The sequence below is a fragment of the Alteribacter populi genome, assembly GCF_002352765.1.
Classification (GTDB): domain Bacteria; phylum Bacillota; class Bacilli; order Bacillales; family Salisediminibacteriaceae; genus Alteribacter; species Alteribacter populi.
The window spans coordinates 1,562,295-1,579,389 of record NZ_KZ293963.1 but is presented as its reverse complement, the minus strand read 5'-3'; the positions used below and the strand labels follow the sequence as shown (position 1 = coordinate 1,579,389).

The 17,095-nt window shown below is 40.7% G+C and carries 18 protein-coding genes; 16 read left to right on the top strand and 2 right to left on the bottom strand.

Translation table 11 applies throughout. The features are described from left to right. Positions 1-5: 5 nt before the first annotated feature. The 15 genes from CDZ94_RS07700 to CDZ94_RS07635 all read left to right on the top strand — a co-directional run bounded on the left by CDZ94_RS07700 (position 6) and on the right by CDZ94_RS07635 (position 15,761). The gene (locus CDZ94_RS07700) at positions 6-467 is read left to right on the top strand and encodes a type 1 periplasmic-binding domain-containing protein (protein WP_096435918.1); all 462 of its coding nucleotides are present in this window, start codon (positions 6-8) and stop codon (positions 465-467) included. Continuing rightward, positions 467-1,030, top strand: a complete 564-nt coding sequence (locus CDZ94_RS07695; protein ID WP_096435917.1) for a Gp15 family bacteriophage protein — start codon at positions 467-469, stop codon at positions 1,028-1,030. Before CDZ94_RS07700 ends, CDZ94_RS07695 begins: the two co-directional genes overlap by 1 nt. Before the next feature lie 69 nt (positions 1,031-1,099). After that, the gene (locus CDZ94_RS07690; protein WP_096435916.1) at positions 1,100-1,750 is read left to right on the top strand and encodes a hypothetical protein; all 651 of its coding nucleotides are present in this window, start codon (positions 1,100-1,102) and stop codon (positions 1,748-1,750) included. 69 nt (positions 1,751-1,819) lie between these two features. Then, positions 1,820-5,326 carry a tape measure protein gene (locus CDZ94_RS07685; protein WP_096435915.1) on the top strand — a complete coding sequence of 1,169 codons (3,507 nt, stop codon included), beginning with the start codon at positions 1,820-1,822 and terminating at the stop codon, positions 5,324-5,326. A gap of 4 nt (positions 5,327-5,330) precedes the next feature. Continuing rightward, on the top strand, positions 5,331-6,755 hold the full coding sequence (locus tag CDZ94_RS07680) for a distal tail protein Dit (protein WP_096435914.1): 1,425 nt from the start codon (positions 5,331-5,333) through the stop codon (positions 6,753-6,755). A gap of 13 nt (positions 6,756-6,768) precedes the next feature. Continuing rightward, on the top strand, positions 6,769-11,349 hold the full coding sequence (locus CDZ94_RS07675) for a phage tail spike protein (protein WP_096435913.1): 4,581 nt from the start codon (positions 6,769-6,771) through the stop codon (positions 11,347-11,349). Then, positions 11,339-11,500, top strand: a complete 162-nt coding sequence (locus tag CDZ94_RS21235; RefSeq protein WP_157911707.1) for a hypothetical protein — start codon at positions 11,339-11,341, stop codon at positions 11,498-11,500. The genes CDZ94_RS07675 and CDZ94_RS21235 overlap by 11 nt, the downstream gene beginning before the upstream one ends. Then, positions 11,500-11,745: a hypothetical protein gene (locus tag CDZ94_RS07670; RefSeq protein ID WP_096435912.1), complete on the top strand. Its 246-nt coding sequence runs from the start codon at positions 11,500-11,502 to the stop codon at positions 11,743-11,745. Before CDZ94_RS21235 ends, CDZ94_RS07670 begins: the two co-directional genes overlap by 1 nt. 61 nt (positions 11,746-11,806) lie before the next feature. Continuing rightward, complete coding sequence (locus CDZ94_RS07665) at positions 11,807-12,034, top strand: BhlA/UviB family holin-like peptide (protein WP_096435911.1); 228 nt, start codon at positions 11,807-11,809, stop codon at positions 12,032-12,034. Next, entirely contained in the window at positions 12,027-12,284 is a 258-nt protein-coding gene (locus CDZ94_RS07660; protein WP_096435910.1) for a holin, read from the top strand. The genes CDZ94_RS07665 and CDZ94_RS07660 overlap by 8 nt, the downstream gene beginning before the upstream one ends. After that, on the top strand, positions 12,284-13,291 hold the full coding sequence (locus CDZ94_RS07655) for an N-acetylmuramoyl-L-alanine amidase (RefSeq protein WP_096435909.1): 1,008 nt from the start codon (positions 12,284-12,286) through the stop codon (positions 13,289-13,291). The genes CDZ94_RS07660 and CDZ94_RS07655 overlap by 1 nt, the downstream gene beginning before the upstream one ends. 366 nt (positions 13,292-13,657) lie before the next feature. Next, positions 13,658-14,350, top strand: coding sequence for a TIGR04255 family protein (locus CDZ94_RS07650; protein WP_096435908.1), 693 nt, complete (start codon positions 13,658-13,660; stop codon positions 14,348-14,350). A gap of 5 nt (positions 14,351-14,355) precedes the next feature. After that, positions 14,356-14,937: a hypothetical protein gene (locus CDZ94_RS07645; RefSeq protein ID WP_157911706.1), complete on the top strand. Its 582-nt coding sequence runs from the start codon at positions 14,356-14,358 to the stop codon at positions 14,935-14,937. Then, on the top strand, positions 14,930-15,226 hold the full coding sequence (locus CDZ94_RS07640) for a hypothetical protein (RefSeq protein WP_096435906.1): 297 nt from the start codon (positions 14,930-14,932) through the stop codon (positions 15,224-15,226). The genes CDZ94_RS07645 and CDZ94_RS07640 overlap by 8 nt, the downstream gene beginning before the upstream one ends. A 211-nt stretch (positions 15,227-15,437) precedes the next feature. Further along, positions 15,438-15,761, top strand: a complete 324-nt coding sequence (locus CDZ94_RS07635) for a hypothetical protein (RefSeq protein ID WP_157911705.1) — start codon at positions 15,438-15,440, stop codon at positions 15,759-15,761. A gap of 102 nt (positions 15,762-15,863) precedes the next feature. Here CDZ94_RS07635 and CDZ94_RS21660 read toward each other — a convergent pair whose 3' ends face one another. Together CDZ94_RS21660 and CDZ94_RS07625 are read right to left on the bottom strand one after the other, a co-directional pair. Beyond that, entirely contained in the window at positions 15,864-16,400 is a 537-nt protein-coding gene (locus tag CDZ94_RS21660) for a helix-turn-helix domain-containing protein (protein ID WP_245415775.1), read from the bottom strand. Between the two features lie 113 nt (positions 16,401-16,513). After that, positions 16,514-16,741 (bottom strand): helix-turn-helix domain-containing protein, encoded by a 228-nt coding sequence (locus CDZ94_RS07625; protein ID WP_096435904.1) that lies wholly within the window; start codon positions 16,739-16,741, stop codon positions 16,514-16,516. Positions 16,742-16,879: 138 nt separating this feature from the next. On the opposite strand from CDZ94_RS07625, the gene CDZ94_RS07620 reads away from it, so the two are divergent. Continuing rightward, complete coding sequence (locus CDZ94_RS07620; RefSeq protein WP_096435903.1) at positions 16,880-17,092, top strand: hypothetical protein; 213 nt, start codon at positions 16,880-16,882, stop codon at positions 17,090-17,092. Positions 17,093-17,095 lie beyond the last annotated feature (3 nt).

Genomic DNA, 17,095 nt, shown 5'->3' with positions numbered 1-17,095 from the left:
AAATGATGACTCAAGAATTAAAGATTGACATACGGCGGACTGGATTCCCGGTGAAAATCGGATCGTTAGAATTATGGTTTGATAGTTCGTTAGAGAATCTTCGTCGCTTTTTCAATGTTGATGAAATAGCACAGGAAAAGCTGAAAGAGGCACAAGAAAAGGCTAAACATATCCACTTCCCAGATGACATTAACATGGATGAAATTGAAAATTTGGACGTTAAGACGGTCGATGCGGCATTTGATGTAAATAAAGAGTTCATCGCTGCCCAATATGACATTATCTTTGGCGACGATACATTTAAAAAGATTTATAAAGAATATCCCGACATCATAGCATTAGAACAAGCGCTTGACCCGATCGGAACTGCTATTGCTAAGCGTATTGAAGAGCAAGAAAAGGAACGAACAGAACAGATCGAAGCGAAGAAAAGCGAATACTTGAGCAAAAAAGCGAAGAAAAAGTAATGCGATTAAACGACCCTTTAGTCACCTCTTTTGTTTACGAGGGAAAAGAATACCCTTTGAACTTAGCGTTCGACAACGTCCTAGACGTATTCGATGTCCTTGATGATAAAACTCTTAGAGATCACGAAAAGGCTGAAATTAACGTTGAACTGCTTTCGGGTGAGTCTCTCAAGGGCGAAGAATCTATTAATCTTTGGAATTACATCTACGAAAATTTTATCGAGATCGAGAATAAAAAACCTATTGAGTACGATTTGAAAGGCAATCCCTTGCCTGTGAAAAAGGATAACAAGAAGATGATTGACTTCGACAAGGATGCCGAGTACATTTTCGCCTCATTTCAACAAGCCTATAATATGAATTTATTTCAAATGCAAGGAAAAATGCACTGGTTAGAATTCCAATCTCTTTTAAATGGTTTACCCACAAACACGATCATGCAACGGATCATCCAGATAAGACTATGGGAACCGAGTAAAGGTGAATCAAGCGAATATAAGGCAAATATGCGTGAGTTGCAGAAGGTGTATGCGCTTGAGGATACAGACGAGCAAGCGGAATAAAACATGGAAAATAATCCTCCTCAATGGTAAAATTTACAGACAACTACATGAAACAGGGGGAACGTTATTATGAAGAATGTATTATTTTTGTTTGCGGTCAGTATTTTATTATTGGTTGCTTGTGGAGAACAGGCGGAAGGCAATGCTTCTGATTCAGAAAACGAAGAATTGCAATCAGAAGAAAAATCGGAGCAAACAGATGACACAAAAACTACAGTCGATGAGTCTACAAACAATGATGACAGCGACACCGAAAAAGAAGAAAATGAAATTTATAGTGATGATGTAAAAGAATTTATCGAGAGTTTTAATTTACTCGCTTCTTTAGAAGATGACATAGATCTGATTGAAGCTGTTGAACCCGCTGAAGAAGACGATGACGGGTATACGCAACTTTTATACAGTTCATCCGAATACGGTTTATCAGCACTCTACAAAAAAGATGGCGAGGTTGAGTCTTATGTTTTTGTCATTTCAGATGACCAACCATACAGAGATTTGAAAGGGAATGCATTATTTGCGATGTTGCATGTTGGAGCAGCATTAGACCTTGATATAGAAGAGCTAACAGGAGAGTTCGAAGGAGCGATACCTAATCATGCGGGAATGTACCTTGGTGATGACTACACGGTAACCTTCTCTAGTCACGATTCGCCTGACATAGGTATGGTGGTCATGTTTATTAACCTTAGTTTTTCTGAAGGCGAAGAAGATGAATAATTAAATAACCAATCAAGACATCTCAAGCGAGGTGTCTTTTTTATGTCTTGAAGAAAGGAGGAGAGCACATTGGCAGATGGACGTATCAGTATACAAATTGACGTTGACGGAAAACAGGTTAATGTCGCATCTAAGGAATTAGACAATCTTGAATCATCCGGTCATAAAGCCGGAGAAGGAGCCAGACAAGCCGGAGATGGATTAAAAGGCGTTGGGGAAGAATCCAACAAAGCATCTGGCAACATTAAAAAGATTGCTAGTGCATTAGGACTCGTGGCAATTGGAGCCGCGGCATTTCAAGTGTTACGGGCATCTATGGACGATGCTATAAGCCGATTTGACACACTTAACCAATTTCCTAAAGTTATGGAACAAATAGGCTTTTCAGCCGAAGATTCTGAAAGGGCGGTGCAAACGTTAGCTGATGGCATTGACGGATTGCCCACTAAGTTAGATGACGTAACATCCACAGCGCAACAAATTGCTGTTATGACTGGTGATTTAGATGGAGCGGTTGATACAACACTTGCATTAAATAACGCATTTTTGGCAAGCTCAGCTAGTACATCTGATGCCCAACGCGGGTTACAACAATATGTACAAATGTTGGCAAAGGGTGAAGTGGATTTACAATCGTGGCGAACGTTACAAGAGACAATGGGCGTCGCTTTAAATGATGTAGCTGAGGCATTTGGTTATGCCGGAGATTCAGCTCAACATGATTTATACGATGCGTTACAGTCGGGGGATGTTACTTTCGATGACTTTAACGCCAAACTTATCGAGTTAAGCAACGAAACAGGTGGATTTGCTGACAGAGCAAAGACTGCCAGTAGTGGTATTGCTACATCGTTATCTAACCTAAGGTATGCGGTCGCAATAGGTATTGCAAACATGATTGAATCATTTAGTCGGTTATCGGAGAATGTTACAGGTAGGGACTTGGCAGAAAATCTTGACAGTCTAAAAGTTGTCGTGAACGCAGCGTTTGAGGCGATGGGTAATGCGATAGTAAGGACGACGCCTTATGTAGAAGCATTCGCTTCGGGTGTTAGTGCGACGATTCCGGTTGTTAAGGCATTGTCGCCTGTATTAATTGGCATGGCAACAGCTTATGCCATGCACGCGGTCATAGGCAAGACAATAGCGACGTTAAAGGCATCACAGGCGGTAATAACTACGGTTACTGCACTAAAAAAGGCGTACACGTTAGCGATAATGCAAAATACAACAGGGTATGTCACGAATGCGGCGGCGGCAAAAGTATCAGCGGCGGCGACAAAAGCAAGGTCGGTATTGTTAGCTACAGCTACCGCGGCGGAATTATTGTTTACAAGACAGATCACCTTAGCACAAGCCGCTATGTTAGCAAAGGCAGCGGCGGCACGAGTTTTAGGCGCGGCGTTACGGTTTATGATGGGTCCTGTTGGTTGGGTAACTGCCGGGATCGGAGCTTTAGTTGGTGCCACAATAGCGGTTGTCAATTGGTTTAGGCGATCGAGTGAAGAGGCCGAAAGACTGAATGATGAAACTGAAGAGTTAAGCGGTTCTACCAACGAATTAACCGATGAATTGAACAACACATCGCAGGCTTACAAGGATAACGCAAAAGATATAGAAGCAACAGCCAACAAGAATAGTGAACTAGCTAAACAAATTGATGAATTGTCAGCCAAAGAAAATAAAAGCGCAGCAGATAAAGCACTTCTTGCATCTCACATTGAAAGTTTAAATAGTTCTGTTGATGGTTTAAATCTCGCTTACGATGAAGAAGCGGGCGCACTCAATATGTCATCTCAAGAGCTGGAAGCCAGACTGGATTTAATGAAAGAAACAGAAGCTGGTATGGCGGCGCAAGAAAGACTAACTGAAATCATAGAAGAACAAAACGAAGCGCAAATGAAACTCGATGAGATTAACAACTTGCGTGAAGAATGGAATCAGAAACTAGAAGAAGGATCTGTCAAGAGTGGTGAGCATAAGGATGCCGTTGCGGAACTTGACGAGCAAGAAGAAGCTTTAAAAGAAACATTAGTACTATTAGCCGAACAATATGGCATAACGGAAGAACAAATAATCACGGCTACCGAGAACGCGACCACAGCCGTTGAAGAAGGTAATTTAAGACAGATTACTTCATACGAGGAACTAAAAGACGAACATAAAGAAGCATTCGACAACATGAAAGAAAAGTATGACGAGTTAGCTGACAATGCAACTAATGCCTTTGATCGAATGAATGATGAATCAAAGGTTACAGCTGATGAAATGATCGATAACCTTGAGCATAACCAGCAAATGACGGAGCAATGGGGTGAAAACGTTGCTGAATTGTATGACTGGGCAGGGAAGGAAGGTCATGACGGATTTTTACAATGGCTTGAAACAATGGGACCGGAATCAGCCGCGGAGTTACAAGTTGTCTCAGATATGAGTGAGGGTGAGTTAGACCGATTTGCAGAATTGATGGGAGAAGGTGCTAACGTTGCGACGGATAGCCTTAAAACCTCGTTAGGGGATGGGTTTGACGAAGCAGTAGATGTAATGACGGGGTTTGTGGATGATGGTTCTTCTACCTTAAGGGATCAGATTGAAAATTCTGGTTTTGATGAAATCGGGAGTATGATTCCAGAAGGTTTAATTGATGGTGTTGAAGGTGGCGCACCTAAGGTTGAGGGGACATCATCACAATTAGCTGAGGGAACAGCTGACGCGTTTAAGCGAGAAGCAGGGATACAAAGTCCGTCAACAGTGTTTAGGGGATTTGGATCTGATATTACGGAAGGTCTATCGTTAGGTATCACAGATGGAACAAACAGGGTTGTCCAAGCTATCCAGAAAATGTTTAAGTCGGTGCAAGATGATTCGGAGAGAAGTTTTAAGACCATCACTCAAAATCACGATCAATCGGTTAGCGTAATCGAAAGAACATTAAATAAACTACCCGGCATCACACAGAAAGCTATGTCAAATATGCTTAATAGGTTGAGATCTGGCGCGACGTCTCAAGTGGCAATTATGAGGTCGCTCTCAAGCAATCTCACTAGCCCATTTAGCAGAACGCCGTCTCAATTTAATTCGATTGGCAGAAATGCAATGAGTGGATTAAATGCGGGTTTAATTGCCGGTAGAGGGAGAGTGATGTCAACAGCGAGAAGTATCGCTAATCAAGTTGCTAGCACAATGCAACGATCACTAAGAATCCACTCCCCGTCACGAGTCATGAAAGATGACGTTGGTAAATGGATACCTGAGGGCATCGCTATAGGGATTAGAGATAACGCAAAATCCGTTTATAAAGAGTTAGACAATCTATCTGATAACATGATAACAACAGCCACGCCAGAACAGGCGGCTGGAGCAAATAGAATGGCTTATTCGAGCGGTGGGAGTGTTGTTGATGCCGCTAGGCAAGCTAGTACGGTATCTGTCAATAGAAGTCAAGACAGACCTAATGAAAAACAACCAGCATTTATTACGATGATCCTTGGTGGGAAAGAGTTTAAAACGTTTGTAAAGGATATAACACAAGTACAAGAACGAGAACAACATACATTAAAAATGTTTAGGGGGTGATTAAGTGTTTTTTAATGGTATCGATTTAACACCGTATTTAAGAATAAAAGACATCCGTGGAAGAGGAATAATAAACAGAAACATAAATGCAATCACATCCCCCGGAATGCACGGAGAGCATTTATCATCAATTGAATACCCGTCAAAATATCTCGAAATTGACATACGTATTGTTAACGAAGAATTAAGAGGGGCGATCGATGATTTAAATAGCATATTTTCAGCTGATGAGCCTGTACCGATCATATTCCCAGATGAGCCAGATATGACTTACTACGGGACGGTGGAAGGGTCAAGCGAATCGGGTGAAAAGGTTCATTTACACCGTCATGATACAACGATTTTTGTAAGGCGTTCCGATCCTCGGAAATACGGATTCGAAAAAACAGCCGACTTCCCATCCGATGCCGTCACTCTCAAAAACGAAGGCACAGCCGAAGCAGACCCGATCTTCGAATTTGAAGCAACTGAACCTGTCACCTTTGCTATGATCCAAAACCAAGATGAGCAGTATCAAATGATCGGTCGTCCGGCTGAACATGAAGAAGAAGTCGTAAGCACACGAACGCTGCTGCTTGAAGAGCGTGGAGATAACTTAGACGAATGGGATACAACGCCTGTTGAAGTCGATGGCGGTGACGTTAGTGGCCATTTAAGTACGGATGGTGAGGGTATCACCGTTCCGGATTACGGTAGTGGTGATGAATGGCATGGTCCCGCTCTGATTAAAGAAGTTCCGGAGATACAAGACTTTGAAGTCCAGATGCATCTACAAGGGCGAACGTATACCGCCGAGGAAACTTACCGCATTGAGTTTTATTTATATGACGACAGTATGAATGTGTTGGGGAAAATGGCTGTTGTCGATAGCTTACCTACTGTGATGAGAAAAGATGCAGAAGGACGTGTCGGGCCGTTTGCCGGACGCTTTGTAAACTACCCTTTATCCTCTCGAAACTACCGAAGAAACTGGGACTTCTTTTTCGGAATGGTTCGGATGCGCCGGATCGGAAAGCGGTTTGAATGTTACGTGACACGGATTGCGAACGATGGAGCAAGGCACGTTTTAAATCTTGATACATCTTTTGTGGATAGCGAGGAAGATTTTCAAGGCAGACTGAAATACGTTCAAATCCACATCGGGAAGTACAGCGAATCAGTAAGCGCCTATGCTCCAAAGATTAATATTTTCCGGGTTTTTGAGCTCACGGAGGAAACACAAGATCAAACACCATATATCGCCAATGAAGGTGACATCATTACGTTTGATCATAAAACAGATGAGCTGCTTATTAACGGTGAGGACCGGACGGATTTAAAGGACTTTGGCGGGGAGTATTTCAAGCTGAGAAAAGGCGAAAATCATCTTGTTGTACATCCTAGTGATAGTTTTAATGCGAGTGTTAGGTATAGGGAGAGGTTTAGATAGGAGGTGAAAACAGTTGATACACATTACAGACGGTCAAACCGATAAGATATTAGACGACATAACAGATAAGTACATCCTGTCTAATAACCATCGTCAATCACTTAAAGATATGCTCGAAACGTTCGAATTCGAAACTTTTGCGGACAAGCCATTTTCCGAGCATTTAGGCGATCACAACCGTGTTGTCATCCTGAATGAGGACAGAGGATATACGGAATTTGTGATCCATGAAGCGGCTAAATTCAGAGACAGCAACGGTTCCCTCCAAGCAGAAGTATACGCATCAGCATCCTATCTGCTGTTGAAAAAAGCAAAGGTGATCGAACCGCAAACATTAAGTGAGTACACGCCATCCACGGCTGCAAGTTTTACGGTAGGCGACACTGAATGGAGAACGGGTACTATCGAAGGGAGCGGATACCGAACATTCCACATCGAGAACCACACGAATCCTTTTGCTTTGTTGAAGCGCATCGCCCGAGAGTTTGAATTAGAGTTACGTTTTAGGGTCGAAGTGGACGGCAACCGTATCACCGGCAGATTCGTAGATTTACTCGAGCGTGTTGGAAAATGGAGAGGGCGAGAGGTTGAATTTGGTCGTGACCTTTTAGGAATTAGGCGTACCGAAAAGACAGACAATATCGTTACTGCTCTAGTTGGTCTTGGTCCTGTGCGAGAAGATGGTACACGCTTAGAAGTGCTAGTCGAAGATCAAGAAGCATTAGCGCGTTGGGGGCGTAATGGTCAACATTTAATTGAGGTTTACGAACCACAGTCAACGCGATCAGATATGACAGAAGAAGAACTAACACAGTACACTCGCACCGAGTTAGACAAACGCATTAACGCTGTTGTCGAATATGAGTCAGATATTGCTGACCTCGAAAACGTTCCGGGCATGGAAAACAAGAAAATTCGGTTTGGCGACACGATCAAAATTAAGGATACAAAGTTTAATCCGCCTTTATATCTCGAAGCTCGTGTCCATACGCAAGATCGGGATATCGTCGACAAGTCTAACAAGCACGTCGAACTCGGCGACTTTATCGAATACACCGAAGAGGAAGTGAGATCGATATGGCAAGAGTTGCAGGCGGAAATACGGCAGAAGGTTAGTGAGTACGACTTAGTAGAGTACACGTATGACAAAGGTGAGATCGATCAAAAGGACGAGGGTGTTTACCTCGATGGCACTCAATATACCGATGTGGTTGCTGAGACCGCGGAAGAAAGAGCAAAGCGACACGCCGAAGAAGAAGCAAAGCGTGAGGCGGAAGAAGCCGAACAAAGAGCGAAAGAGTACGCCGTAGCGAAAGAAGAATACGATGCAAAAGTTGCTGAGTTAGTTAGTGACATCGCCGACAAAACCGACTTTGAATACGTCGACGGTCAGCTCGTCTTAAAAGCCGATGACAGCCGTGTGGATGCCATTGATAGTACGGTCGGCGATTTAGAAACGACGTCGAATAATCTATTACAACGCGTCTCCGACAACGAAGACGAGCTACTAGATCATGACGGCAGGATTACTACCGTATCTACCCATGTTGACGATGTGGAAGGCACGTTAAATGCAACAATCACTGATTTAAGCAATCTTGATGACACAGTTAGTCAACAGCAAACGTCTATTGATGCAAACGCAAGCGCTATTGCATTAAAAGCTAGTCAAGATGATTTGGATACGGTGAGCGGTGATGTATCTAGTATATCTTCGGAATTAGAGGTACAAGCAGGCAGGATAGATTTAAAAGCGGAGCAATCATCATTAGAGAATTTAGAGGGCGATGTGACGAGTGTTAGTAATGATCTTAGCGAGTTGAGCGTTGATGTTGATGGTATTAGCACGAACGTTAGTAGCTTGCAGGCTGAGGTTGATGGTTTCGAGATTGGTGGGCGGAATCTTCTTCGCAATAGTGACTTTTCTAGCGGATTAGACAGATGGTCAGCAAATTCACCAAGTTCTATAAATGTAGTTAGTGAGGGATTAGAGGTGGATGTTCAGCATTCCCAGGTAATCCCTCGTCAAGACATCTCAATGAGAATACTACAAGAGGATAAGCTGACAGCACAAGTTAAAATTAAAATTGGCAATCATGATTTATTGGAAGGGATAAGCTTTAGGTTCGCTAACACATTAACTTTAGCATTGTATAAAATAACCGATTTAGGCGACGGGTGGAAGCAGTACATCTTTCAGAATGAAGCAAGCACAAACTATGATTTTAGTGGTGTCGTTGGTCTTTTCGATATAGATGACGATATATCCTTCATTATCAACGAAATCAAACTCGAAAAAGGAAATCGTGCAACCGATTGGACACCGGCACCCGAAGATGTTGACGATGCAATTATATCCGTTGAGGAATACGCATCTTCCATCGATCAAAAAGCTGACTCAATCATCATCGATGTGAATTCCTTAGAACAAATCACAGACGACCACGGTACACAAATCAGCGAAGCAAACAGCAATATAACAGCGTTATCTGACGAGATCGACTTGCGAGTGAAAACAGAAGATTATCAAGCAGATCAAGACGGTGTGATTAATCGTTTTGAATCGAATGAAGCGAATATTACTAATTTAGGTGATGCGATTGAATTGAGGGTTGAGCGGGAGGAGTTTGAAAAAAGAGTTATTCATAAGGTGGCTAATTTGCCTAGTGCAGGTAGCGGATCTTATAGTTCTGGATACGGAAATCATATCACCGTGACAAAAGATACACAGATAGCTTCGTGTACAATATATTCAGACTCGCCCTCCTCTACGGAGATTAGATTATATGAAGGTCATGGGACATCTGGAGAAATAGTAGACAGAATTCAAGTTGATCTTGAAGAGGGTGAGAATAGAGTAGATATAAATTTTGTCCTCAAAGCAAATCAAGGGTATTATACAATGTACGGTAGTGGCGGTAGTATGTTTAGAAGTAGCGATGCCTCTCATCCATATGAAACCGATAACTTCTCTGTTGTTGGTACAACGGCAAACGGAGATAATTTTTATTACTATTTTTACGACTTGTTAATATCCGAAGGTATTGGACGTGGGGTTCCCCAAGCCTTTACCGCCATTGAATCAAACGCTGATCAGATTGCCTTACGAGCAGAAAAAACAGAACTCGATACAACAAATCAAAGTCTTAATGAAGCGTGGGCAGAACTTTCTATCCAATCAGATGAGATCGATGCCAGGGTGGAGAAAAACGGAGTCATTGCAGCCTTTAATCTATCGCCCGAATCCGCACTATTAGAAGCGGAGCGAATCGCCCTAGACGGCTACGTGGAAGCCAAGCACATTAAGTCTCTCGAAGGCTTAAATGTGAATGATCAGTTTGTTGTAGATAACAGTGGTAATGTCACTTTTGCTGGTAATTTGCAAGGGGCATCCGGCACCTTTCACGGAGAACTTGAAGGAGCTAAAGTCATAGGGGCTGAAATTGAAGGCTCTGCTTTCAACACATCTGGATCAGATGGTGAGATTAGGATCGAAGGAGACACGATTGAGCAGTATTTAGGCGACATGGAGTCAATCGGTGATCGGAGAAATATCGCAAAACTATCATCTGGATATATCGAAGTATTTGAGGAGCTACGGACTGGCGAAAACACAGTGTCAGTTGAATGGTCTACGAGAATTAGAGACGGAGAATTATTGATGTCACAAGGTCCGTATGGCGCTTTCGTAAATTCCTATGAAATTGGCTTTGGCGGAAGTAGCTTGCAAAAGTCTGGATTACGTCATGACTCAAGGGAGAATCTAGTCTTATTCTCCGAAGCCGAAGGGCGTGTCATTGTAGACGGAACACTAGAGTTAACCGATTTACAGTTCACAGACACGAGCGGTATTCGCTTTGATGAATACGGAAACATGTGGGCAGGAGAAACCGCAACAGATTTAGCGAACTGGGCTTTCTTGGACTACGATGGTGATCGCCAAATGACGATTCGGTATGGGTCTGGAAGAGACAAAAAGACGATTTTTCATAAGGATATTGAAGTGGATCAATCTGTCACTCAGTTTATGATGCCAAACAATGGGCGAGTTGCGTTTGTTGATTCAAGCGGAAACGAAATTTTAGGTGTACGTGATGAGATCGGCGGAGATAACAACAGTTCGATTCGATTGCCGGGACTAGAGACATATACAACCTCTTTAAGTCCGAATTTGTATGTATCATCCGCAAACAACGTTATACGGTCAACCTCGGCTAAAAAATACAAACGAGATATCGAGCCGATTGATGATTGGTATGCGGAACAATTCTTCAATAAAGCACAACCTTCTTGGTATCGTTCGAAGTGCCCTTCCGACCCAAAACACCACGGCTATTACGGTTATATTGCAGACGATGTAGCTGAATTTGAGCCTCGGTTAGCTACTTACGGAGAGAATGGAGAGCCGGAGGGATTCAATTACGACCGTGTACCCGCTTTGTTACATGTCATTCAACGTAAAGACCGCAAACGGATTACATCTGTCGAAGAAGATATTGACCGGATCGGCTATGACGTAAACTTTTTGAAAATGGAGAATGAGTTGCTAAAAGCTGAAATAAACAAAATGAAGGAGGGTTACAATGAAGCATGATGTTAACAGAATCGTTGATAACGTAGGAAAAGAGTGGTCGGAAAATCTAGCAAATGCAAACAGGAAAATCGCTATTTTACTAGAGGAAAACAGGCAGCTAAGAGCGGAGAACGAAAGCCTAACAAACGCAAACAGAGAGGATGATGAGTAATGAGTTTAGTTCAAAATTTAGAAATTAAGGTGAATTCGATTCAGTTTGTAGATGATGAGAAGGTCCATATTCGTTTCCAGGGTATCGATCATAAACGTGAAATCAACCTAAATGGTTATGTGATCGCCTCACAGGAAGAATATCTGCAAAACGTATCAAGAGAGAAAATGAGTGGTCTCGTTAAAGAAAAAATCATCGAACGAATTGAAAAGGATCCGGAAGAGGAAGGCGCTGCTGAAGAGTAGGGCTATTTTTTATGCTTGCACCACGATAAGACAAAGAGATTCGTGGAAGGGGGAATAAGCAATGTTGGGAGTGTCAGAAGTGGATAGTGCTGTACTTCAATTTTTCCTAACACAAGGACCGTTCGCGGTCCTTTTTGTTTGGTTATTAATGTATGTGATGAAAAAGAACTCAGAGCGCGAACAAAGGCTACACGATACGTTAGATAAATTCGCGGACAAGTATGATGTTGTTGTTTATGAGCTCAGAAAAATACGAGAAAAGATGGCAGGAGGTAGAAAAGATGACTGAAATCTTAGCAATGGCAACGTTGATTGCGCCAGTTACAAGCGGTGTTGTACAGATGTTGAAAAAGTCTGATGTACCAAAAAACCTGATGCCATATTTAGCTTTAGTGGTTGGGATCGGTTTAGGTGCAGCTGCTTTTAGCTTTACAGACTTAATCTTCATTGAACGATTGTGGGCAGGTGGTATCAGTGGTTTGGCAGCAGTTGGTTTGTTCGAGGTTGGTAAACAAAGTACAAAGGGGGATGATGAGTAATGAGTAAAAAAGTATGTTTAGATGCAGGACATGGTGGAAGCGATCCGGGGGCAGTAGGACACGGTTTAAGAGAAAAGGATTTATGTCTTGACCGTGTTTTACGTATGAAGCAAATACTTGAGTCTGAATACGCAGGTGTAGAAGGGATCTTAACCAGGTCAACTGATAGATTTGTTGAACTGAGTGAACGTGCTAGGATTGCGAATGCAGCAGGAGCAGACGTTTTTATCAGTGACCACAAAAACGCTTTTAATGGATCTGCACGAGGCTTTGAGTCCTACATCTGGAATGGTGGTGTAGGTCAAGCTACACGGAATCTGCAAAACACAGTACACAATAAAATTGTGTCGTCATTAAACGGTTATAGTCTACCAAACCGAGGGACTAAGGAAGCCAATTTTAGCGTACTTCGTAACACTAGTATGTCAGCTTTACTGTTAGAGGAAGCCTTTATCGATAACGCTACAGACAACAACCTCATGCGGCAATCAGCTTTCAAAGAAGCATATTGCCGTGCTGTTGTAGAGGGTTTAGCAGAGCATCTGGGGTTAAGTAAAAAAAGCGGCGGCGGAGATGAATGGACAGGTCAGGTATTGCGCCGTGGTGATCGAGGTCCTTTAGTCGGCTCTCTTCAATCGCAGCTTAACAATGCTGGTTATAATGCGGGTACAGTCGATGACATTTATGGAGCGAAAACAGAGGGCGCAGTTCGATCGTTACAGGAGGATGCAGGAATCACCGCTGATGGTATTGCAGGACCACAAACCTACAATGCATTAAAAGATCGTCAATCTGAAGTCGGAAAAATGGTCGTGGTTAAAGTAGATACTCTAAACTATCGTTCCCGACCATCTTTCGATTCTAGCGCTATTGCAGGACAAGCCAAGAAGGGTGAAGCCTTTACCATTGTTGAGCGCGTCAACGTCCAAGGTAGCAGCACGGACATGTATAAAATCAAATCCGGTTATTACATTACCGCTCACCCGAATTATGTTGTTGTGCGGTAATCATGCATGATGTTTTGAAGATTGCACAAAATAAATCTGGTGATGCATCATGAATTCCTCCACGACAACACCGAAAAGAGCAGGGGTATGTGCCTCTGCTCTTCATTATTTATATTGCTGAAAATCCGTATTTGTTTGCTGTCTTTTCCTTATTTCAGGTATCACTAAGAAAAAGTCTTTCACAGGATCTGCCACGATTAAATAACCTTCTTTTAAAAACAACGCAGCATGTTCAGCCTTCCTAAGTACAATATCCACATTCTATTCCAATCATATTATAAAACAGAAATTATTTACAAAGTTATAAAGGAATTTTATAATTTCCTATAGAAGAAATATATAGCAGATAGACAAAGGGGTATATAAATGGAAATTGATCTGAAAGAACTGAATTTCGAATTAGAGAAAATACTTACTGAAGTAAGGTATGATAGATCATTATTATTTGAAGAAGTAGTTCAACTTAACAGAATTGCAAAAGGGTTAAAGACTGAATTTGGTCAATACAGTCGAAATGATAAACAAAATTCATTAATTTTAAAGAACCCAAACAGTGGTTCGTTTGCTAATATTGGTGGGGATAGAACTGCTGTGGATGTTGAATTCCCTAAATCATATGAAGATTTTAAGTCTCTTTCAGTAAAAACAGTTGAATCTGTAGTAAAGCATTTAGAAGTCGATGAATTCAATAGAGTGGGAGTGCGTTTTTTGTTTGCTCAGAGATGCAATTCATTAGATGAGGCCTCATCAGTAATAAAAGGAAATTTTTTGGATTTAAACAATATGTTTATGAGTGAAAAAATAACGGCTCCAAAAGTTTACTTCGTAGTTAATAACAAAGGCAATAAAATAAATGTTTCTTTGAGAGTAGAGCCTGTTACGGCTATAAGAGTAGGTCCATCTTATCAAGAAGAAGTGCAAGAGGCTGTTATTCTCTTTGATATTGATGTTTATCAACAAAATAATTTACAACCAAATAATATCAATGATTTTTTGGATAACTCAAAGGAAGATGCATTAGATTTATTAAAATCATTAAGAGATAAAATGAGTAGGTGATTGAAGTGGGTGCAGCATTAACAGAAACTCTTGATATCTCAGGAAATGGATTATCTGAGTCAGATACAGGGAACACAATAAAAAAAGAACAAAGCACCATCAATAATTATACTGGTAGTGGTCTTAATCTTAAACGGCCAAGAACCGAGAGTAGTGAAAGAAAGAAACTTTCCATGTATAATTGGCATGAAAGAAGTGGAGAATGGATTTTACAAAAAGAAGTTGATTTTAGAGACCAAACAGGAAATAAATATTTCTCTGATCAGGTAATTTCAAAAATACAAGAACAAATGCATGATCTAATTGTTTCTGAAGTTGTTGTCAATATTCCAGTTGGAGACTCATATGCTACATTAACGATTAAAAGTGACCAAAGGAGGGTTAAGGCTATGCAGATGAAGTTTAATTTATTTAAGTATTACACTTTTATTTGGGCTCTGTGCGCATTATTGTTGGGTGTATTTACTACGACGGCTATCACTGGTACCTTAGGTCCCCTTTCATCTTTTACAGGGATTTTAATGTCGCTCTCTGGGATAATTGGTGTGAGTTTGGATTGGAAAGACCGGGAGAGAACAGATGTTTGATTTAATGATTAATAATATACCACCTGAGCAAAGAGACCCTTTTACTAATATGACGACAGAAATGGTGAAAAAAGCTAAATTAAAAAGGTCACAATGGAATTTGTTAATATCTTATGGACTTTTGTTGACTTTTATTTTGGCATATTCCTTCATTCCAGCTTTATATTCAACTGTTCCTCTAACAAACAACGATATTAGAGTAGCATTTTGGATAGGAACTTCATTGTTTTTTTTATTAATGTTTGCCTTCTCTTTACCAGATATTATAAAAGGTTTTAAAAAAATATAATTTATTTAGGAAGGGCACTTTTAGTATTTGATAATCGTACGGAACATTTGGTTCGTCGAGAATTCCAGTATACTAACAATCTGTTAATGGAAAGCATGTTGTTTAGGTAACAACAATGAGCAGAGTCATAGACCTCTGCTCATTGTTGTATTTATTTGTAAAAATATGAAGGGTATTTACATATAAAGGTAGAATTACTGTACTTAAGGAGGTGGGGACAATAGAAAAACCAGTGGTACTAAACATTGAAGAAGGATTAAAAGTTATTTCCGTACTTCAGAATCCAGAATCAACAACAAGCATTATCTTAACTTTACCTACATACATAACTGATATTGCAGAGGTTAGGATTTTTGTTGCAGGTATTAATGAAGATAATCATTACTTTATCTATAAGGAAATGAATTCATTCTCTTTTCCGAACGAAGAGGAGGCAACAACTTTTATTGAGAAACTACCTACTCTAACGGCCATAGATATAATTGCAATGATGGGTCCGATAGCAGAAATTGATTATGATCAACCAGTGTCATAAGTTAAAAAATGAAAAGAGCCTCTCCTTAATCGGAGGGGCTTTTTTCGTGTCTACATGCCAAAAACCATCGACTCTCCGATCAAATAGAGCCGCTAGCCTGTTCTAACTATACTTCTTTACGATCTCCCACATATCCTTTATCGCTTCTTTTTGGCTACCTTGAGCATTAATAATCTCGATCATCCATTCCTCCAGTTGATCTCCGTTATTTGAATTTTCTACACTGTCAGAGCCGAACACATCGTTAATATTTACGTTATAAACTTCCGACAACTTGTATGCCATTTCTAAGCTTGGACGTCGATTCTCTTTTTCATAATGACTGTATGTTTGTTTGGATACCCCAACTTTCCTGGCTACTTCTAGTTGAGTCCAACCTTTCTCTTTTCTTAAATTACGAAGCCTTTCTCCATACAAAAAAACACCAAAATTTCGATTTTTCATTTCTTCTGCGAAAAAGTAAGTAAAAGGTACATCGAAAATTTCTGACATAGCAGCAATCTTTTCTACCATTGGCCGATTAGCGCCTCTTTCCCACGCTGACACAGCCGTTGTTGCGACTTGTAATTTATGTGCTAAATCCTTTTGTGTTATTTTCTTTTCATTTCTTAGATTTTTTATTCGTTCGCCTATATCCATCAAAAATACATCTCCTATTTTCCAATCATAAACAGCCCGTCCCAGATCATAAGCTATTACTAGCATAAAGCGTAGTATTAGCTTTTAGTTGCAATATCCCTCAAGTAGTACCGTCAAAAATCCTCTTTTTCGGTTGTATCGATATGATCGATTTCCTCATATAAATCATCTACTTTCACGTTTAATAATCGAGCTAATTTAAAGAGTTTTTCCACCCTCGGATGTGCCTTCCCTTTTTTCCATTTTGATACTTGCGCTTGCGATACGTTTAATTCGCCAGCCACAAAATCAGACCGCAATCCTCTTTTGTCAATCCAATATGCAATTTTACTTTTTAGCATGGGCATCACCTAACTATAGTTTCGATAAAAAAACGTACAACCCTTTTTAAACTTTTAACTAATCAGAATTAACTTATAGTTATATGACAAGCAATACCGCTAATATCCTTTATCAAACGACAAAAAGGATGTGGCGAAATGATTAAAAAACGTGTTGATTTAAAGTTTCTGGCGGAGGATTTACCTACTCTTGATACAAAAGAGATCAACGACATGATTCCTGTATTTTTAATTTATTCACACTCAAATGACTATTACGCGCCGGATATGCAAAAAGCCTGCAACATGTGTATACGAGAGCTAAAAAGAAGAGGGTATCAAGACGGAGAAGAAATTCCGTGGGAGGACTGATTT